20 protein-coding genes are annotated in these 18,782 nt (G+C 42.5%); 5 read left to right on the forward strand and 15 right to left on the reverse strand.

Going from position 1 to position 18,782, the window contains the following annotated elements:
• Positions 1-12: 12 nt before the first annotated feature.
• From BUB11_RS13410 to BUB11_RS13425, 4 genes are all read right to left on the reverse strand, one after another.
• A complete protein-coding gene (locus BUB11_RS13410) occupies positions 13-1,005 on the reverse strand; it encodes a LiaF transmembrane domain-containing protein (protein ID WP_073030274.1) in 993 nt (330 codons plus the stop codon).
• Positions 1,002-1,466: a PspC domain-containing protein gene (locus BUB11_RS13415; protein WP_073030275.1), complete on the reverse strand. Its 465-nt coding sequence runs from the start codon at positions 1,464-1,466 to the stop codon at positions 1,002-1,004. Before BUB11_RS13415 ends, BUB11_RS13410 begins: the two co-directional genes overlap by 4 nt.
• A gap of 138 nt (positions 1,467-1,604) precedes the next feature.
• Complete coding sequence (locus BUB11_RS13420) at positions 1,605-1,946, reverse strand: hypothetical protein (protein WP_073030276.1); 342 nt, start codon at positions 1,944-1,946, stop codon at positions 1,605-1,607.
• A 116-nt stretch (positions 1,947-2,062) separates the two neighbouring features.
• On the reverse strand, positions 2,063-3,214 hold the full coding sequence (locus tag BUB11_RS13425) for an LCP family protein (RefSeq protein ID WP_073030441.1): 1,152 nt from the start codon (positions 3,212-3,214) through the stop codon (positions 2,063-2,065).
• A 267-nt stretch (positions 3,215-3,481) separates the two neighbouring features.
• Between BUB11_RS13425 and BUB11_RS13430 the strand changes: the two genes are divergently transcribed.
• Positions 3,482-3,913: a hypothetical protein gene (locus BUB11_RS13430; RefSeq protein WP_073030277.1), complete on the forward strand. Its 432-nt coding sequence runs from the start codon at positions 3,482-3,484 to the stop codon at positions 3,911-3,913.
• A gap of 119 nt (positions 3,914-4,032) precedes the next feature.
• Here the strand turns inward: BUB11_RS13430 and lysA are convergent, their stop codons facing one another.
• Complete coding sequence (gene lysA, locus BUB11_RS13435; protein WP_073030278.1) at positions 4,033-5,367, reverse strand: diaminopimelate decarboxylase; 1,335 nt, start codon at positions 5,365-5,367, stop codon at positions 4,033-4,035.
• A 488-nt stretch (positions 5,368-5,855) separates the two neighbouring features.
• On the opposite strand from lysA, the gene BUB11_RS13440 reads away from it, so the two are divergent.
• Positions 5,856-6,671, forward strand: coding sequence for a hypothetical protein (locus BUB11_RS13440; protein ID WP_073030279.1), 816 nt, complete (start codon positions 5,856-5,858; stop codon positions 6,669-6,671).
• 299 nt (positions 6,672-6,970) lie between these two features.
• On the opposite strand, the gene BUB11_RS13445 is transcribed toward BUB11_RS13440, so the two are convergent.
• The 7 genes from BUB11_RS13445 to spoVAC all read right to left on the reverse strand — a co-directional run bounded on the left by BUB11_RS13445 (position 6,971) and on the right by spoVAC (position 13,687).
• Positions 6,971-7,999 (reverse strand): acyl-CoA dehydratase activase, encoded by a 1,029-nt coding sequence (locus tag BUB11_RS13445; RefSeq protein ID WP_073030280.1) that lies wholly within the window; start codon positions 7,997-7,999, stop codon positions 6,971-6,973.
• The gene (locus tag BUB11_RS13450) at positions 7,986-9,134 is read right to left on the reverse strand and encodes a CoA protein activase (RefSeq protein ID WP_073030281.1); all 1,149 of its coding nucleotides are present in this window, start codon (positions 9,132-9,134) and stop codon (positions 7,986-7,988) included. The genes BUB11_RS13445 and BUB11_RS13450 overlap by 14 nt, the downstream gene beginning before the upstream one ends.
• Positions 9,076-10,191, reverse strand: a complete 1,116-nt coding sequence (locus BUB11_RS13455) for an acyl-CoA dehydratase activase-related protein (RefSeq protein WP_073030282.1) — start codon at positions 10,189-10,191, stop codon at positions 9,076-9,078. Before BUB11_RS13455 ends, BUB11_RS13450 begins: the two co-directional genes overlap by 59 nt.
• 22 nt (positions 10,192-10,213) lie before the next feature.
• Positions 10,214-11,707: a spore germination protein gene (locus BUB11_RS13460; protein ID WP_073030283.1), complete on the reverse strand. Its 1,494-nt coding sequence runs from the start codon at positions 11,705-11,707 to the stop codon at positions 10,214-10,216.
• Between the two features lie 43 nt (positions 11,708-11,750).
• Positions 11,751-12,113 carry a stage V sporulation protein AE gene (spoVAE, locus tag BUB11_RS13465; protein WP_073030442.1) on the reverse strand — a complete coding sequence of 121 codons (363 nt, stop codon included), beginning with the start codon at positions 12,111-12,113 and terminating at the stop codon, positions 11,751-11,753.
• Positions 12,114-12,132: 19 nt separating this feature from the next.
• The gene (gene spoVAD / locus BUB11_RS13470; protein ID WP_073030284.1) at positions 12,133-13,140 is read right to left on the reverse strand and encodes a stage V sporulation protein AD; all 1,008 of its coding nucleotides are present in this window, start codon (positions 13,138-13,140) and stop codon (positions 12,133-12,135) included.
• A 79-nt stretch (positions 13,141-13,219) separates the two neighbouring features.
• Complete coding sequence (spoVAC, locus tag BUB11_RS13475; RefSeq protein ID WP_073030285.1) at positions 13,220-13,687, reverse strand: stage V sporulation protein AC; 468 nt, start codon at positions 13,685-13,687, stop codon at positions 13,220-13,222.
• A gap of 251 nt (positions 13,688-13,938) precedes the next feature.
• On the opposite strand from spoVAC, the gene spoIIAA reads away from it, so the two are divergent.
• Genes spoIIAA through BUB11_RS13490 form a run of 3 tightly spaced genes read left to right on the forward strand, consistent with a single transcriptional unit; the run spans position 13,939 to position 15,535 of the window.
• Positions 13,939-14,283, forward strand: coding sequence for an anti-sigma F factor antagonist (spoIIAA, locus tag BUB11_RS13480; RefSeq protein ID WP_073030286.1), 345 nt, complete (start codon positions 13,939-13,941; stop codon positions 14,281-14,283).
• Position 14,284: 1 nt separating this feature from the next.
• Positions 14,285-14,722, forward strand: coding sequence for an anti-sigma F factor (spoIIAB, locus tag BUB11_RS13485; protein WP_073030287.1), 438 nt, complete (start codon positions 14,285-14,287; stop codon positions 14,720-14,722).
• A 15-nt stretch (positions 14,723-14,737) separates the two neighbouring features.
• Positions 14,738-15,535, forward strand: a complete 798-nt coding sequence (locus BUB11_RS13490; protein ID WP_073030288.1) for a SigF/SigG family RNA polymerase sporulation sigma factor — start codon at positions 14,738-14,740, stop codon at positions 15,533-15,535.
• A gap of 12 nt (positions 15,536-15,547) precedes the next feature.
• On the opposite strand, the gene BUB11_RS13495 is transcribed toward BUB11_RS13490, so the two are convergent.
• From BUB11_RS13495 to BUB11_RS13505, 3 genes are all read right to left on the reverse strand, one after another.
• A complete protein-coding gene (locus tag BUB11_RS13495) occupies positions 15,548-16,696 on the reverse strand; it encodes a D-alanyl-D-alanine carboxypeptidase family protein (RefSeq protein ID WP_073030289.1) in 1,149 nt (382 codons plus the stop codon).
• A 186-nt stretch (positions 16,697-16,882) separates the two neighbouring features.
• Positions 16,883-17,380 (reverse strand): CoA-binding protein, encoded by a 498-nt coding sequence (locus BUB11_RS13500; protein ID WP_073030290.1) that lies wholly within the window; start codon positions 17,378-17,380, stop codon positions 16,883-16,885.
• A 97-nt stretch (positions 17,381-17,477) separates the two neighbouring features.
• Positions 17,478-18,779 (reverse strand): pyrimidine-nucleoside phosphorylase, encoded by a 1,302-nt coding sequence (locus BUB11_RS13505; protein ID WP_073030291.1) that lies wholly within the window; start codon positions 18,777-18,779, stop codon positions 17,478-17,480.
• Between the last annotated feature and the right edge of the window lie 3 nt (positions 18,780-18,782).

The following is an 18,782-nucleotide window of genomic DNA, read 5'->3' on the forward strand; positions in this document are numbered from 1 at the left end:
TCTGATAAGCCACTAAAGTATACTGTTTGATGGCCGCTCCAATCGCAGGGTTCCAGCCGCGGTGGAAATTTCTAAGTCAATTTTGCTCTTAGCTTCTGCATAGTTCGGACTAACCCAGTCTTTGTTCTCTAACAGTAATCCCGTGCCCATGAAATTCGTACTAGTGGCCACTCCGTTTAAACGAATCTTTAAGCCGGTTTCTTCGGGGACAACCAAAGTAAGTTTAGAGGCTCCACTCTCAATTTCCCCGTCGGTCGCACTTCCCAAGTCACCAAATTGAAGTTTCAATTCGCTGGCTCCAGTACTAATTTTAAATTTATCCACGAAGAGTTGGCTTAAATCAATGTCTCCGTTGATTGCTCCGGCTTCTATATCAAAATCATAGTGTACTTTCGGTGAAAGATTTAGCGAGATATCTTTAAAGTTGCCTGGCCCTGTTCTTGGCGTTGATGAGGAAAGCTTAGCAATTATGGTATCTCCTGATTGCTCAATGACTATGGGCGATCCGTTTACTGTCGGGTCTGAACCTCTGCGTTCCCACCTGTAATTCCCCGTCATAAGTTGCCCTTGGCTTTGGTTGTTCTCTAGTGCCTTTACCTTAAATTGCGCTCCCCCTAATTCAAGATTTAACTGTGCTTTTTTGACCTCTGAAGGTAATGGAACGTCTATTGTTCCGGATCCTCCTATCCTGGCAGGTACCTCAATTGCTTCAGTTCCTCTTAAATTACCATGAAAATTATTTGACATTCTCCAAGGTACGGGCTTATCCCCCACAACTAGTGAATACCCGACCATACTCAAGAGAAAGATTAACAAAATCGCACTGAGGGGAATCCTCCGGTTAAGCAACAACCCAATTCCGGCCAAAATAAGAATTAAAGGCCATAAATCAAGGACGTGCGCCCATAAATTCCAAGATAAGAACCCATAATTGAGCAGGAAGAAGATAATTCCCATTGTAATTAGAAGCAGTCCTCGACTTACGCTATCAAAGACTCTTTTCATTTTCTTCCCCCCCGCACAATAATAGCGAGCCCAATAAAGATAAGAAATACTGGCCACATTTTACTCATATCGAACCAGTATGGAAACCAGCGTTCAAGTAAAAATACCAGTCCTAAAACAACCAAAACACCACCTGCAATTTTAGTGCGATTTTCGTGATTCTGGTGATTTTCTGGTTTCCCAAATTCCTTAGTCCCCTCGTCTAAATCATCGACCAATTCCTTAACGCCATCCCCAACATCATGTTTATAATTCCCTGGGTATCCACCATGCTCTGTCGGATTAACTGGAATAATCACCCAGGCTACTAAATACGCCAGAAAACCAACTCCCCCCGCAAACAAAGCAATTAAAGCAATGAGCCGCACTAAGGTGACATCGACTCTAAAATAGTCTGCAAGTCCCCCACAAACCCCTCCAATCATCTTATCTCTTACCGATCGATAAACTCTTTCAGGCATTTTTTATTTCCTCCTATTTATCACTAAATTTCTCTACACTCTTATTACGTTTGAAGGGAAGGAAATGTTTCACCCAAAAATAAAAAAAAGAAGCATCAGCCTATGATGCTTCTTTTATCATTCTAAATCTTTGTCAGATTAGATGTTCTCATTAATCTCTTCCGTTGCTTTTTCAATCTCCTCAGGAGACATTCCACTTTTACCTAAATTGAATTTGATCGCATCAGCCCAAAATGCACATTTTGCACTCATCTTTTTGAATGCCTTAGCGTTAACTTTACTCTCTTTTGCCCTGGCATCCGCATTAGATTGTACAATTGAACAAATATAAAGAGCCTTTACACGATCATCATTATTAAGGTCATTGAATTTCAGATTTAGTTCCTCAATTAGGGTACGATAATATTCGGAAAACTCATCAAAAGGGATTTCCGTTTCCATGTGCAAGTATTCTTTCAACTTCTCAAGCAACTTATCCAATGTTCACCCTCCAAAAATTTAGCCTACTAAATTAATCTTATATAGTATATAACCGTTTAAGTTAAATGACAAGGGTTACACTTATTGAGCTAACAAACTAAGTCTACTCCTCAAGTCTACTGAAAAAATACAGATGTGGTTTTCCCCTCTTCTATAAGCCGTTTAACCACGGAATGTGACTTCAGGGGATCAACTCTCCAATAACTAATATCATTTTCGATAAGAAAATTACCCGGTAAAGTCTGGGATATAATCTCAGGGTTTTTAAAGCGATTCATAATATTTGCCAGTGACCATAATTCACTTACCGAAAGATCTGTTTCCATCGATTTATTCAGCTGAGAAATAAGCCCAGGCAATTTTGGTAAGGTCTTAACTTGCAACAGCTCCTTTTGCATAGCTTTAAGAACTGCTTGTTGCCGGGATGTCCTTGATATATCTGCCAAAGCATCTTGACGAAACCTGGCATATTGCAAAGCCTGTGTCCCATTTAAGCGTTGCGTTCCTTTTTTTAGGTTGATAATTCCATCTTCCGCGTCCCCGGTAACGTAATACATATCTTTTTCAATTGTTAGGGTTACTCCCCCTAATGTATCGATCATTGTTTTAAACCCTTTAAAATTCGTCAGCACATAGCCGTCTATAGGCTGGCCTGTTAGTTCTTCAACTAAGGCCTTAGTAGTTTTAAGTCCCTTTCCCAGGCGCGCTGCAGCATTGATTTTTTCCTTTCCATAGCCGGGAATATTAACTTGTGTGTCCCTTGGGATAGAAATGAGAGAGACTTGGCCGTTTACAGTATTGATATTGGCTACTAATAGAGTATCCGTGTTACTAAAGGATTTTTCACCCGGTCTTTGGTCCACGCCAACTAAAAGCACTGTGAAGTGCTTCTTATTAATAGTGGAGACAGTCTCTTCATCATTAAAATCATTTGAACCATTTACTGTCTGAGCTTGATCAGAATTATTGAAGTCAAAGTCATTTGTATCATTTGCATTGCCGATATTTTCGGTCCCTTGCTTATTCTCAGTCTCCATGGTTTCCGTAACGATTTGATCCTCGCTTTGTGAGATACCGTTTTCTTGGCTGGATTCTGTCTCCATCTTCGCAAGAGTAATGGGGATATTTTCATTTCCAGTAATAAACTGATTCACTAAGAGATCACCTATAACGAGACTAATACCTAGAAATAACCCGAGAAGCATAGGTTTTTTATAGGCCCTAATGACCCGGAAAAGCGTTTTGATATGATTCTTTTTTTCCTGCATCAGAGTCCACTCCATTCTAAAACTCTTTTCCTTAGCATCAAACAATCCCCTCTGAAATATTCTCGATAAAACATAAAAAGACAAAAAAAGCGCCTCACAATTAGGCCCAATTTTTGCCTGCAACTTATTGATTACATCCTTCTAAAAATGTAGCATCATGAAAAAATATACATATAATACCAATACAAAACCTCTTCTGGACATAAAACCTTTAATCCCAATCGCCTTAGAATTAACCTGATGTTTTAACGAAAGGGGGAGACAGCATTGAATCATGGATATTCTCATCGTCTCTATACACCTGTAATGAGAAATCCTTGCCTCTTCCATCAAAATACCATTCGTCCTACCCCCACCTATTATCCCGCTCAACGCCCCGCTTCATCAGTGCTCAATGCATATCCTCCCACTCCTGCCCTCTATACACGTCAATCCTCGTATATCGGTCAATCCCCTATGCCCTATTTACCAAATTCCTATTCTAATTATCCTAATTTACAGCGATCCCCTGTCCCTTCGTTGATTCCTTTCTCTTCATATTCTATGCCTGCCTTTTCTTATGCACCAACAGCCTCTTCTAAAGGTCTAACCATCATTCTTATCGCTACTCTTGTATTGGTGGCTCTCGACCTTGTAATTGTTCGTCCACAAAAATCCAGGGCAACAGTTCAAAGTTCGGATACGGAATTTCGCCCTTAGCATATAGCCCTCGCTGATATATGAAAACTTGACTTGGTGCTATAAGTTCTACATTCTGACTCATAAAAAAGGACGTATTACGCATTATCAACGCGCATACGTCCTTTAAGCTGTAAAGATTATCGACAGGCCATTTTTACATGCTTCAACCGTTCTGGCAAAACATCATTCCTCAACAAATCCGAGTGGGTTTCACGTTTTACAATTACATCTGCCTGACCATCCTTCACTAAAACCACCCCAGGCCGTGTAAGCCGATTGTAATTGGAAGACATGGAATAATTATAAGCACCCGTAGATGTAACCGCCAATAGGTCACCTGAGTTCACTTTAGGCAAATCAATATCCCAAATCAGCATATCGCCAGACTCACAGCATTTTCCTGTAATAGACACAGACTCAGTTGCTTCTTCATTGGAACGATTGGCTAGGATTGACTCGTAACGTGCTTGATAAAGGGAAGGCCGAGGGTTATCTGCCATCCCTCCATCTACCGCGACATATTTACGAATTCCAGGAATTTCTTTAATCGAACCAATCGTATAAAGGGTCGTTCCTGCCGTCCCCACAATCGAACGACCCGGCTCAATGACAATTTTAGGGCGGGGAAAATTTTGACATTGACAAGCTTCGTCCAGAGCATCCTTAATCGCTTTGGCATAATCCGAGATTTTGGCAGGTTCATCTCCAGAAGCGTAGTATATTCCGAATCCTCCGCCAAGATTCAATTCCTTGAGCAGGCAACTCGTCCGCACATGGGTATCTGCCATATACTTGATCATAATCTGAACTTCATGCCGGAAGGAATCTAATTCAAAGATCTGCGATCCGATATGAGCATGCAGCCCTGTAACCTCAAGATTGGAGTAACAAAACGCTAAATCGAGTGCCTGGTCGGCAGTTCCGTTAGATAAGGTAAAACCAAACTTAGAATCGATCTGACCGGTCTGAATATATTCATGTGTATGTGCTTCAATTCCTGGGGTTATTCGGAGAAGAACATTTACTTGTTGATTCAGCTCTTTTGCCAGATCATTTAATACGCTCATCTCATAAAAGTTATCTATGACAATTCGACCAACTCCGGCGTTAATTGCCATTAACAATTCTTCGCTTGATTTATTATTGCCATGAAAATAAATATGTTCAGGTGAAAAATTCGCTTGAAGTGCCGTGTAGAGTTCTCCCCCTGAAACGACATCTAAGCCCAAGCTTTCCTCTTCAATAATTCGACACATAGCCAAGGTTAAAAATGCTTTGGATGCATAAATCACCTCTGTATTTTCCATACCTTTAACAAATGAACTATGATATTGTCTGCAAATGTCACGAATATGGGCTTCATCCATGATGTATAATGGGGTTCCAAATTGGCTGGCCAGCTCTACAGTATCACATCCGCCTATTTCCAAATGGCCCTGCTGATTAAAGGTTTGTGTTCCGTGCAGTCTCACGCTTTTTCCACCTCTTTCTTACTCAAATAATGTCTCGACCCTCTCCTCTCTTATGCACAGCTGGCTCCCCGCACGTTGTCTTGATCCTTCACATCACGTGACAGTTCTGTCGTTAAATTTTATTTTCACCTAAATCAACTTTAACTAGGTCCTCTTAATATTCTATGATGTTAAAACAAATCCTGACAGCTTGAAAGTATCAATGCTTATGATTACGAAATACCCTCTGAAATTTCATTTGTATTTCTCAAATCTTTCTCGATCTCATTTGCAGCATACTATACTCACCTCTCACTCAATGTCATTATTATGTCATCATAATGCTCCAACTTCAATATTGGTCGTCCCATGAATCAAACCACATCTATGGAAATTACAAGCAGGGTTATGCCTTTTAAAAAATTATTGCAGAGGTATTGAAGGGCCTGTCTTACAATGATATTATAAAAGTAATAATTTACAACATTATACAGATAAGGAATATTTTTATGAGAAAAAGAGATAGTTTAGGGATAGGGTTAGAATACAAAATTGGATTTGTCTCAAGTCTCTCAGCAACAGTCATTTGGATTCTCCTTGGAAGTTTATGGTCATTAATAGCTGCGAATCTCATTTCGTTATTACAGAACAAGGTTGTTTTGCCATGGCAGTACTTTGTTGCAGGAATTTCCATTGGAGTTGCATTAACTGCTTCTGTTGTATTTTATAAGGATAAAACAAATAAATTTAAGCCTAAATTTCCTTCACTTTCAATGGACTATATGTACAAAAAAATTGATACTGAAATCCACTTTATCACGCGAGAAGAAATCACCTATACCTCATGTTTTAATATCCTCGCATTAAAAGAAATCAAAGGCATGAAACGCACTCATGAATGGACAGGAACTACTATAAGCGAACTGCCAATTATTAAGTCAAAAACAAGCAATCATAAAGTTGAGCTGTGTAAAGACGAGCCCAGGAAGACCATTAACGTTATATTTGAAGTACCTCTACAAAAAAATCATGAGACCGATTGTGTACTAATGTACGAATTAGGCGATTCCTTGCGAAAAATGCAGCCTTTTCTGGGTCATGTTGTAAAAAACCCTACTGAAAAGATCATTTTGAGACTTTGTGTTCCTAAGGGGATGGTAACTAGTGTGAAAAAATGTATTTATGCTGATTCTTCTGCGCAAATTAGTTTATCACTGCCTCAAATAATAAATCCTCGTTATATTGGCAATATTGATATGTATGAATGGGAAATTGATAATCCAAGTTTATTATATTTTTATAGAATGAACTGGGAATTTGTTTGATCTGTGTGTCACTAACTGTATGTCACTAAAAAAAGCCAGAGGCATATTATGAATCAAAAAGTATAACAAAATGATTGCTTGTCTATACTAAGAATAGTATAATTTTGTTAAGAGGTATTAAGTTAAAGAGGTGTTAAGTATGAATGGTGACTAGAACGAATTTAATTTAAATACCAAAAAAATTCAACTCACAGTCTGATACCCGCTCTTCAAGCGGTCTTCAGACTGTGAGTTTTCTTATACTTACTGCAATCCTGACATAGCTGGTCAATCAGAATAGCCAACCACAAGTACCTTGTTTAAGCTCCCCGTTGTTCTTCCTTTTGTTCTAATCCACTAATAGCAGTATCAGCAACTCCGGCAACCGACCACTTTCCGCACCGATCTCCCCATCTGGCCAAACTCCTGCCATCCTGTGTGATCTCTACTACCTCACATCGGTTCGCACACCCTGTGCAATCAAAGCTTTTAGCCAGAAAACGAGTTTCACCTAGGTCTAAGCCACGAAATCGGGTCCGAGTACCCGGGCGTGATCCAACTTTTTCTTGGGCCAGATAAGCCGCTCCTAAAGCACCCATGACATCATAATTCTCAGGTACAATAATCGGTTGCCCTAACTCTTCTTCAAAGGCTTTACATATTCCTGGGTTGGCAGCCACACCCCCTTGAAAAAAGATGGGGCCCTTGATGTCTTTGTTTTTGCCCACATTGTTTAAATAGTTCCGCACCATGGCCTGACAAAGTCCTGCCAAAATATCCGGCAATGAGTGCCCTAACTGCTGTTTGTGAATCATATCAGATTCTGCAAAAACTGAGCATCGTCCGGCAATTCGCACCGGATTTTTTGCTTCAAGGGCCAAAGGACCAAATTCTTCAATCTTGATTCCTAATCTAGAGGCTTGCTGGTCAAGAAATGAACCTGTCCCTGCCGCGCAAACCGTATTCATGGCAAAATCAGAAACGACCCCATCTCTGAGAATAATTATCTTCGAATCCTGTCCGCCTATTTCAAGGATAGTTTGTACTTGAGGATTTACTCTTGAAGCAGCTACGGCATGGGCTGTGATTTCGTTCTTTACGACATCCGCTCCTAATAAAGTCGCCGCAAGCTGACGGGCACTGCCCGTAGCTCCGACTCCCATAATTTCAGCTGACTTCCCTATTTTAGATCTTAGAAGTTTAATCCCCTCTTGAATAATTTGCATAGGACGTCCTTGTGTTCTTAGATAAAGTGCTTCTTTCACAGTATTGTCTGGTCTCAGTAAGACCATATTTGTACTTACCGACCCAACATCAACACCAAGAAAGTATTTATCATCCACCAACACCTAACACTCCTTCTCTTGTTTGTATGCTCTCTCGCAGAAGGCGCGGTCTTTCAAGCAGGTCGACATACGCTTCCAAGCGAGTTTGTATCCCTGCATGACCAGTATGCTCATCCACAATAAGAGTCATAATCGGTATCTTATAAGTTTCTTGAACCTTAGGTAAGACACTGGCCGCCACAATTTCAGGCATGCAGGATAAAGGGAAAACTTGAATGATTCCATCATATCCTTCCCGTGCAAATTTCACGGCAGCCCCAACTGTTTCCAGACCATGCCCCCCTACAAAGTGGGGCAAAAAGGGTTTGGCATGTCTGGGATAGGATCTGATCGATCGATAGCCCGGAGCGATTCCTCGAAAGATATGACTTCCGACCCACCCTGAAAGATAAATAGAACGATCAACTTCCACCCCTAGACGTCCCAGTTCTTCCTCTATACCCACTGAACTAAAGGGATCAAGAATTGTATAAATCTCACCAACAATTCCTATACGAAGGGGTTTATTAATCCCTTCAGCCATGCTGTTTAGCCCTTCTTGACGTTCCCGAATAGTCTCTTGAACCCAACGAACCGTATCCTGAACCCCTTTTTCCGTCATAGTCTGCGCAAGCCTTTGCTTGGCACTTTCATATAGTTTTTCTGTATGCAAAGGGTGTGGGAGCCTTGGTCGAGCTGCATGGATCAAATCTTCAACTCGATCTAAAGCCACACTTTTCAAATAGGCGAATCGCATAGCCTTTAGAATCTTCACCCAGGAATTTTTCCTTCCAGCTAAAAAGCGAATACGTTTGGCCAACCCCGCCATACTTCCATCAGGAGGCTCCAGAGTAACTACATCGTAGTTATACCCTGCGTCCCGAAGGATTTGTCGTTCCACTTCACCATAATAGCCAAACCGGCAAGGGCCGATTCCACCTGTGATCACAATCGTATCTGCCCCTGCATTCGCAGCTTCCAGATAATTTCCAAGATTTAATTTTAATGGTAAACAGGCCGATTCCGGTGATAATTTCGTCCCTAAATTCAAAGTTCGTTTACTGTTAAACGGCGGGACCACCACATCAACATTGAGAGATTCAAAGAGCGTTTGAATTACGATCCAAGCATTCCCCATATGTGGAAACGTAACCTTCATGGACCCTCCTCCTTTCGACCATATCCAAAAAGGCTTCAAGCCGAGTAACGAGACCCGCCTCTCCACTGTGTTCATCTAAAGTAACCACCATATAGGGCTTATGTTGTTCTCTGGCTTTTCGGGACACTAGTTCTTGTACCATCGAGTCCGTCCCGCAACCAAAGCAAGTAAGATAGATGATTCCATCAACGCTTTGATCCGCAACAAATTTATTACCGGCGCCAAATATTTGCTTAGAGTGACTCCAAAATAACTTTTTCCGCAATCCGAACAAGTTAGTCTTGACTTCTTCTTGATTGACGTTTTGAACCAATTCCACCTTCGCTTTCTCGCGAAGCTTTCTGAGAAGGTTTAAGTTAGCATAAGATTCATGTGTTAGGTAAGAATGCCCAACTAAAGCAATTCTCAAACGATCCCTATTCTGATCAACTATTGGAAACTCAGCTGTACGTTTCAATGCCGTCGATGACATTTTTGCAAACATCCGCTCTTTCCATGTCACTAGGGTGGGGACCTTAGCACTTTCCGTTAAGTCCTTTGCCGCTCGTCCAATCTCACGAATACTCTCTTCAAAATCCCACCCTGCTCCCATAGAGTCTTGATATCTTTTCTGCCACTCTAAGCCTTCGTTAAGGGCCTTACGAACATCTGAGCTGCTCTTGCCCAGTTGCACTCCCAACCCCTCCAGGTCCTTTAACACCTGACGTTTACCCTTTCGCCAATTCAGGGTAACAGTTAACACAGGCATTCCCGGAGGAACTGCCGGAAGCAGACTTTCTGGAATACCCAGGAATTTCGGACAAGTATATGTATCTGCTTCGACACTCACAATGCGAGGCAAAAAAATCCAATCTACATCCTTTAAGGCCTGAATATGACCTGCTAGAAGTTTAAGAGGTAAACACGTTTCGTCACTGGCTTTCTTTAAGCCCTGTTCCATAATTTGTCGATGAGTGGCCGGTGATGTTACCACCTCAATACCTAAACGATGGAAAAAACCGGCCCAAAAAGGGAAATGGTCAAAATAGTAAAGAGCACGAGGAAACCCAATTCTCACTTATGCTGCATCCTTTCAGATCCTATTTGCCGCCGCCCCGCGGCTGGCGATCATTGTCTTGTGGTTTTAAAATGCTTGGGCGTTTATTTGCGATTGGAACGGGAGAACGAACTATAATTGCCTTCATTGCCTTAGCATCAAAGGGCAGGAGCGGCCAGAGGTAAGGCACACCAAAGGATTTTGTTCGCCATAAAAGGAAGAATACCGCTGCTGCCCCGATCCAAAAACCAATAAAATTAAAAAGTCCTGTCATTATGATGAGGAACAACCGTGCTAAGCGGTTAGCTAACCCCAATTCATAGCTGGGCGTTGCAAATGTCCCTACTGAGACAATCGCAATATACATGACAACCTCCGGAGTAAACAGACCTACTTTCACGGCGATATCCCCGAGCATAAAAGCCGCGATCAGACCTAAGGCAGTTCCAAGGGGACCTGGAGTATGAATTGTTCCTAAACGCAAGAGATCCACACCAAACTCAGCCAATATTACCTGTACCAGTAAAGGAACTGTTGTTTGCTCCGTGAGACCGATGAATTGAATTGATTCCGGCAGTAATTGCGGATTCAGAGCCGCACCCAACCAGAGCGGGAGAAGAAAAAGGGCTGCAAAAATCCCTCCAAATCGTATCCAACGCAGATATGCTCCTACAATCGGTTCTTGCCGATACTCTTCCGCATGCTGAACATGACTCCAGAAGGTCGACGGTGCTATCATAACGGATGGAGAAGTATCAACTATAATGACGACATACCCTTCCAGCAAATGAATAGCCGCCACATCCGGTCGTTCCGTATACCTGACACGAGGATAAGGGTTCCAGAATTTACTTCCGAGAATAAACTCTTCGACACTTTTTTCTGCCATAGGAATACCGTCAATTTTAATGGACTGTATGTCTTTTTGAATTTTTTGGACCATGTCTAAGTTGGTGATATCTTCAATGTAGGCAATACAAACATCAGTCTTTGATCGACCGCCCACCTGAACCAACTTCATACGCAGTTTGGGATCTCGTAACCGTCTTCGTATTAAAGCTGTATTCGTGACCAGCGTCTCTGTAAATCCGTCACGACTTCCTCGTGTCACACGCTCGATATCAGGCTCCTGAGGCATACGAGCAGGATAGGACCGTACATCCACAATAATGGCCTTATCCTGTCCCTCAACAAAGATGGCCATGGGCCCTGATAAAACGAAATAGAATACTTTATCCATGGTTTGAACTTCAGAGACTTGTAAATTAACGATACGTCCCTTAACAAGTTTATCTAAGGCATTGACAATGAGGTCGGAGCGTTCTAAGTCGATCAAGGCATCCAGTATATAACTCGCGACTTGCGAGTTTACCATCCCATTAACGGAATAGATAGCAACTCTTTTACCGCCAATGGACATTTCACGGAGCACGATATCAAAACTGTCAGGCACTCCCAATTCCCGATTTAGATACTCGATATTTTCTTGATAATTCTTACTTACGGGAATATTTTTCTCGCTTGAATTGTCATCCATACTTTGCAGCTCCCTTTAATCGTGGTTCGTAGTTCACATCGCCTTATCCCTTTGGTTTAAAAGCAACTGACATCAAATAGCCAAAAAAGACAGCTGCCGCAATCCCTACTGCTGTTGCTTCAACCCCTCCGGAAAAGGCTCCCATAATCCCCCGTTTTTCAACCGCCTCCATGGCCCCTTTCGCTAAAGAATAACCAAAACCAGACAGGGGAATCGAAGCGCCAGCTCCACCTATTTTCACCAAAGGTTCGTATATCCCCAACGCCCCAAGAATTGCTCCGCCAGACACAAAAGAAACTAACACGTGGGCCGGAGTAAATGTGGGCTTTGTTAAGTCCATAAGAAGCTGTCCTATCATACAAATTATCCCTCCGACAATAAAAGCCGGAACAATCATCTCAAACATATTCTTACGATCCTTTCTGTTACCCTTCAATAACCACTGCGTGTCCAATACCGGGAATTGATTCTCCCTGTAAGGCAGACGTTGGACTATGCAGGGCACCACTGCCTACCAGCATGACTCTTTTTAGCTCCCCAGCTTTAATCCTCTGCAGAATATCCCCAGCCAAAACTACCGATGAACAACCGCACCCACTTGCTCCTGAGTGGGTATCTTGACTCTCGTCATAAATCATGACCCCGCAATCAGTAAAGTTCGTCCCCATATCCATACCGCTTTGCTTCAATAGTTCACAGGCCAGTGCCAAACCGACCGCTCCCAGATCTCCCGATGCAATCAGATTATAGTCAACCGGTCGAAGTTGCCTATCATGAAAGTGATTTAGGATCGTATCAGCAACCGCAGGAGCCATTGCTGCGCCCATATTATTCACATCTTTCACCGCAAAGTCTATTACTCTTCCAATTGTTGCTGAAGTAACGCGCGGACCCGCTCCGTCGCTTCCGAGAAGTACACTGCCTGCCCCTGTTACTGTCCACTGTGCACTCATAGCCCTTTGCGCACCCTGCTCGGTGGGCAACCGATATTGACGCTCAGCAGTATCATGGTGGCTGGATACCCCCACTAGCACTTTTTGGGCAAATCCGCCATCAATTAACATACTCCCTACAGCTATACCTAAAGCCATAGTAGAGCAAGCTCCATACAAGCCGATAAAAGGTAACGCCATTTGGCGAGCCGCAAAATTTGAAGAGATAATTTGATTCAGTAAATCTCCCGCTAACATAAAGTCAATTTGCTCCTTTGGGACTGATGCTTGATTTATGGCCCCATTCATCGCCTCTTGAAGCATTTTGCTCTCTGCAACTTCCCAGGATTTTTCGCCATTTAGGTCGTCTTTCCAAACCTTATCAAAGGTCTTTCCAAGAGGTCCTTGTCCTTCTTTAGGACCCACTACAGAATAGGACGATAAAATAACTGGCGGTTTAGCAAATACCACTGTCTGGTTTCCTACTCGTTTTAAGTTCATTTCAACCTATCCCCATTCATAAGGTGGAGTATTTCCATATAATTAGTAAACTGAGGTTGCTAGTCAGCATCTGCTTTGACTAGTGTAAAAGAAAGTACACAAAACCCACGACAATCGAGGTCGCGATGCCGTATACTAGTACTGGTCCTGCAACCGTGAACAATTTTGCCCCAACACCCATTACATATCCTTCACGCTTAAATTCCATAGCAGGTGCAACAATAGAATTTGCAAACCCCGTTACCGGAACAATTGAACCCGCACCTCCAAATTTCCCGATTTCATCATAAACCCCTAAACCAGTTAATAAAGCTCCCAAGAAAATCATCGTTGCGGTCGCCGCAGTCGATGCTTCGACGCGTGCTAAACCAAACGAGCTAAATAAATTGATGAAAATCTGCCCGATCGAACAGATAATCCCGCCTACAATAAATGCTCGAACTACATTTTTGATAATTGTTGGTTTGGGTGTATATTGCTTAATTAAGGTTTGATATTTTTCCGCAGTTACAGATAACAAGGGCTTTTTTAGAGTTTGGTCAGCCATCCCCAATTCCTCCTTTTTTATACTAGTCAGATAGTATAACTTTTCGTTATATACTTTCTGAAAGCATGTTTTCTTTACAGCGTCAAGCACTTTCTATTATTTGGCATAATGGGATATATTATACTTATTACCACAGTCTTTAATAATTTTTCTATTTCGACAGAGCCTTACAAGTAATTCCTAAAATTCAAGCAGGAAAATTATGGGTTATAGCGAAATCATTAGTATTGATAAATTTAGGGGGAATGGTCTTGAACCTTGAAAAAAAAAGAGAACGCCTGACCCTACTTCTGCGCATAGACGGCGAACTGGACATGCACACTGCATCCGATCTTCGACAAGCCATAGACAGTGAGATTGAGAAAAGAGGAATTCGTACAGTCATCCTTAATCTTCAAGATGTTCAGTTTGTCGATAGTTCTGGACTGGGTGTTATTCTGGGCAGGTACAAGAAACTGCTTCCTTTAGGCGGAAAACTTAAAATCACGAATGTACCCCCTCACATTTATAAGATCATGGAATTATCCGGTTTACCAAAAATTATTAGCTTCTATGTTGACGAAGCACATGCCTATGAGGAAGGAAGGGGAGCTTAATATGAAATCTAACCAAATAACCCTTACGTTTTCCAGTATTGCTGAAAATGTGAGCATTGCCCGTTTACTCATTGCTTCTATAGGAGGGCAATTGGATCTTTCACTTAATGACATCGAAGAGCTTAAAGTCGCGGTTTCCGAAGCAGTTTCTAATGCTATTATCCACGGATACCAGAGTGTCCCCAATAACATTGTTTACCTCGATCTGGAGATCGCTGACGACACCCTCATTATTGTTGTAAAGGATGAAGGATGTGGCATCTCTAATGTTGAGCAAGCAATGCAACCTGCTTACAGTACTGATCCTGAGCGAATGGGCCTAGGCTTTGTCTTCATGCAATCTTTCATGGACGAGCTTCAAGTAGAATCTAAACTTGAAGTGGGAACAACTGTTACCATGAAGAAGCGCTTCAAGCAAACACCCATCTCCTCTCATTAGGGGGGGGGCGAAATTATGATTCAACGACTATCAGAAATGAATCTCCCCCACTTTCCTTTGCTCTCGGATAAAGAGATGATGGAATACCTTCATGCTGCTAAAGAAGGTGATACAGCGGCCCGAGAACGTCTAATCAATTGTAACTTGAAACTAATTTTTAATTTGGTTCAACGTTTCACTCATCGAGGCTATGAGATGGAAGACCTCTTTCAGATTGGTACTATCGGGCTGATTAAAGCCATCGACAAATTCGACTTCACCTATGGTGTCAAGTTCTCAACTTATGCCGTACCAATGATTATCGGAGAAATACGGCGTTTTCTCCGGGATGATCATCCCGTGAAAGTTCCTCGCTCCTATAAGGAACTTGTATATAAAGTGAATCGTGCTCGTGATGAACTGTCAGCCACGCTAGGCAGAGAAGCAACAATCGGAGAAATTGCCAATAGTATTGGCATTGATCGAGATGAGATCGTCATAGCACTTGAAGCTATCCAAAGCCCTACTTCCATCTACGATACCCTTTATCAGGACGACTCGGATCCCATCTACGTTCTCGATCAACTCTCTGATGAAAAGGGTCTTGAGCCTGGCTGGTTCGAAAAAATCGCCCTTAATGAGGTCTTGGACAAGTTGCCTGAGAGAGAGAAGCGTGTCCTTTTAATGCGATTTTTTGAAGATAAGACCCAGAGTCAAATCGCCAGTCAGCTTAATCTCTCTCAAGTTCAGATTTCTCGAATCGAACGTGCCGCGCTCCTTAGAATCCGCAAATTAGCCCAAATTAATGATCGTTCAGACATAGATCCAGAGTAGAATGCTTAACGGCTAGAAACCGAAAACACCCTTCATAGTACGTCCCAACTGATCGATCAGCCCAGCTTTGGCAACAGGATGATCAGCAATTAAATTAACGCTCGCTTGCAACTGGTCATTTTGATAAAGTAAAACTTCTCCTAATTTTTGACCCTTCTCAATAGGTGCACTGATTTCTGGGTTAAGCTTTGTCTCGACCCAGAAATTTTTATCTTTTCCTTTTTCCACTGTTGCTCCCAAGGATTTTTCTGTGATAGCTATTATCTCATTTTCTACCCCTTTACTAACTTTAACGACTCCCTGCTTCTCTTCAGCTGGGGCAAACTGTTTAAATTCATATTTAGCAAAACCATAGTTGTAGATTTTCATGGATTCAGCAAAATGTCCCCTAACTTGAGGTACACCCATAACGACACAAATTAACCTTAATCCATTTCTTTCAACCGTCGATGCCAGACAATATTTAGCCTCATTAGTCCAACCTGTTTTGAGACCATCCGCACCGGGGTACCACCACAGCAACTTGTTAGTATTCCAAAGCTTAAATTTGCCCTCCCGCAGGTCATATTCCTTCATGCTGGTCAGCTTACGAATAAGGGGATAATTAATTGCTTCCTTAGAAATCATCGCCAAATCGTATGCACTCGTATAGTGCCCTTCTGCAGGCAGTCCGTATGCATTAGCAAAATGCGTGTTTTTTAGTCCTAATTCTTGAGCCTTGCGATTCATTTCCTCTACAAAAGCCTCATGTGTCCCATTGATATGTTCAGCTACTGCGACACAGCCATCATTAGCTGATCCTACCGCAATAGCAATTAACATCTGCTCTAAGGTGAAAGTTTCTCCAGGCTCAAGGTAGATTTGAGAACCTCCAAGTTTACAGGCATTCTCACTCGCTGTTACGATATCTGTCAACTTAACTTTTTCTGAAGCCACTGCTTCTGCCGCTACCAATAGTGTCATAATCTTAGTGACACTTGCCGGCGGCAATTCCTTCTGTGCTTCTTTTTCATACAGTATTCGACCAGAAGCCGCGTCCATCAAAATTGCACTCGCTGCTTCCGTCTCGATCTCAACTCCTAATACTGGCTGCACGTTAGCAAAGCCTATGTTTCCAAGTACAACTGCCATAGCTAAAACGATTGATAAAACTTTGCGCATCTTTTGTCCCCCCTCATAAAATTAGTGAAATTAAATGTAAATTTATTATTCCCGAAAAAGTAAATTATATTGCTCCTATAAAATAGGAAAAAGCCTTTGTAAATTGCTTAAGCAGGTTACCAAAGGCCTTTTTTATATCTAATTTAACCGAGACGTTATCTTCATTGGGAACTCCACCCACTCGCTTCAATACCTGCCAAACCGCTTCATAGGTACTTTAACATCTCTAAGTCCATGCCAATAACAGGGACTTAAATAGCGCAAACTTATTTTAGAAGGATAAAGTCTGTGCCTCAGCACACACCCGCGAATAACCTCAATTCCTGAGCTGTCGCATTCTTGTTGGAGTTCCCGAGTCCAGGTTTGTTCTTGGAACCAAATCTTACTGCATCCTGCAGACACCGCATCCGGAACCAGAGACTTGAGCCTTTCAGGCAACAGACACGGTACAACGACCGTTACCTTGTCTGTCAGTTGCGCTAGATTGGAGTAGACCTTGCTCCCGTCTATGCGAGATAAACCCTCAGCAACGGGATATACAACACATCTGAAATCTTTCAATGCCCGCCAAACCTTCCAAGCATGTTTATGTTTTTGAAATTTTTGGGCATCCCCTAGCACGGCAAACGTATCCTGAGTTGATAACCCTTCGGCCAAAGGGTAAAAATTTTTCTCACGCGCCATAACAAAAATCCCCCTCCCCAGTTGCACTTATAATATGCATACGTGAGGAGGGGAATATTATGAGTGAAGTGGGAGTGTTACGATAATTATAAATCGTTTACTGTATAACCTCCTCAATTAAAGAAGGCAACTCAGGAGCTTCATTTCCTACAGAAACTAAGTCTTTAGCTAATAGCAGTCCCTCTGCTAACTTTTCTTTATCACTGCCATAGAGCTGCAATAGAGGTTCTCCGGCTTCTACCCACTCTCCAGCCTTTTTAACTAGTAAGACCCCTGTACCTAAATCAATGGGACTGTCCTTTGTAGTTCGACCTGCACCGAGAGTCATAGCTAAAATCCCAACTTTTTGTGCATCAAAGGGTTGTACGTACCCAGATTGATGAGCAAGGATGGGTAAATTCCATGGTGTGACCTTAAGGCTTCGATCGATTACAGCTTGAGCATCTCCCCCCTGCTCTGTTATAAAGGCTAAAAATTTATTCCACGCTGCACCACTTTCTATGCTATGAAGCAAGCATTTCTTGCCTGCCCCAACATTGGGTACAGAGTCTCCAGCCACAAGCATCCAAGCTCCCAATTCTAAACAGACTTTCATTAAATCATCCGGACCCTTCCCCTGCAAGGCATCCGCCACTTCAAGGACTTCCAAGCTATTTCCGACAGCGCGGCCCAGGGGCTGATTCATATTGCTTAATACTGCAATCGTCTGTCGCCCAAGAGCTTTGCCAATGTCCACCATTGTCCTTGCTAATATTCGGGCATCTTCAACCGTCTTCATGAAGGCGCCAGAACCGTACTTTACGTCCAAGACGATCCCTTGGGCTCCTGCAGCAATCTTCTTACTCATTACAGAAGAGGCAATCAGAGGAATGGAACTGACAGTCCCAGTGACATCGCGGAGAGCATAAAGTTTTTTGTCGGCAGGTACGAGATTCCCCGTTTGGGCGATGACGGATAATCCGATCTTCTTAACTTGCGTCAGGAATTCTTCCTGTGTAAGCTCAACCCGAAATCCAGGTATCGAGCTAAGCTTATCGATCGTTCCACCAGTATGCCCAAGCCCTCTCCCTGACATTTTTGCCACAGGCACCCCACAGGCTGCAACCATTGGCCCGATCAGTAAGGTAGCTTTATCCCCCACCCCTCCTGTGCTGTGTTTATCGACAAATCGCCCGCCAATAGTAGAGAGATCCAGTTGATCTCCGCTATTGGCCATCGCCAAGGTAAGTTCGGCAGTTTCCTCAAGGGACATACCCCGAAAATAAACCGCCATAGCCCAAGCAGACATTTGGTAATCTGGGATATCTCCTTGAACATACCCTTTGATAATAAATCGGATTTCCTTCTTAGAAAGGGATTCCCCGTCTCTTTTCTTCACAATTAGATCTGTCATGCGCATATG

Source organism: Desulfosporosinus lacus DSM 15449 (assembly GCF_900129935.1).
GTDB lineage: Bacteria > Bacillota > Desulfitobacteriia > Desulfitobacteriales > Desulfitobacteriaceae > Desulfosporosinus > Desulfosporosinus lacus.

Coding starts and splice junctions, on each gene's coding strand:
- BUB11_RS13410 (WP_073030274.1), bottom strand. CDS start 1,005: ATGAAAAGAGTCTTTGATAGCGTAAGTCGAGGACTGCTTCTAATTACA.
- BUB11_RS13415 (WP_073030275.1), bottom strand. CDS start 1,466: ATGCCTGAAAGAGTTTATCGATCGGTAAGAGATAAGATGATTGGAGGG.
- BUB11_RS13425 (WP_073030441.1), bottom strand. CDS start 3,214: ATGCAGGAAAAAAAGAATCATATCAAAACGCTTTTCCGGGTCATTAGG.
- BUB11_RS13440 (WP_073030279.1), top strand. CDS start 5,856: ATGAGAAAAAGAGATAGTTTAGGGATAGGGTTAGAATACAAAATTGGA.
- BUB11_RS13450 (WP_073030281.1), bottom strand. CDS start 9,134: ATGAAGGTTACGTTTCCACATATGGGGAATGCTTGGATCGTAATTCAA.
- BUB11_RS13460 (WP_073030283.1), bottom strand. CDS start 11,707: ATGGATGACAATTCAAGCGAGAAAAATATTCCCGTAAGTAAGAATTAT.
- spoVAE (WP_073030442.1), bottom strand. CDS start 12,113: ATGTTTGAGATGATTGTTCCGGCTTTTATTGTCGGAGGGATAATTTGT.
- spoVAD (WP_073030284.1), bottom strand. CDS start 13,140: ATGAACTTAAAACGAGTAGGAAACCAGACAGTGGTATTTGCTAAACCG.
- spoVAC (WP_073030285.1), bottom strand. CDS start 13,687: ATGGCTGACCAAACTCTAAAAAAGCCCTTGTTATCTGTAACTGCGGAA.
- spoIIAB (WP_073030287.1), top strand. CDS start 14,285: ATGAAATCTAACCAAATAACCCTTACGTTTTCCAGTATTGCTGAAAAT.
- BUB11_RS13490 (WP_073030288.1), top strand. CDS start 14,738: ATGATTCAACGACTATCAGAAATGAATCTCCCCCACTTTCCTTTGCTC.
- BUB11_RS13495 (WP_073030289.1), bottom strand. CDS start 16,696: ATGCGCAAAGTTTTATCAATCGTTTTAGCTATGGCAGTTGTACTTGGA.
- BUB11_RS13500 (WP_073030290.1), bottom strand. CDS start 17,380: ATGGCGCGTGAGAAAAATTTTTACCCTTTGGCCGAAGGGTTATCAACT.
- BUB11_RS13505 (WP_073030291.1), bottom strand. CDS start 18,779: ATGCGCATGACAGATCTAATTGTGAAGAAAAGAGACGGGGAATCCCTT.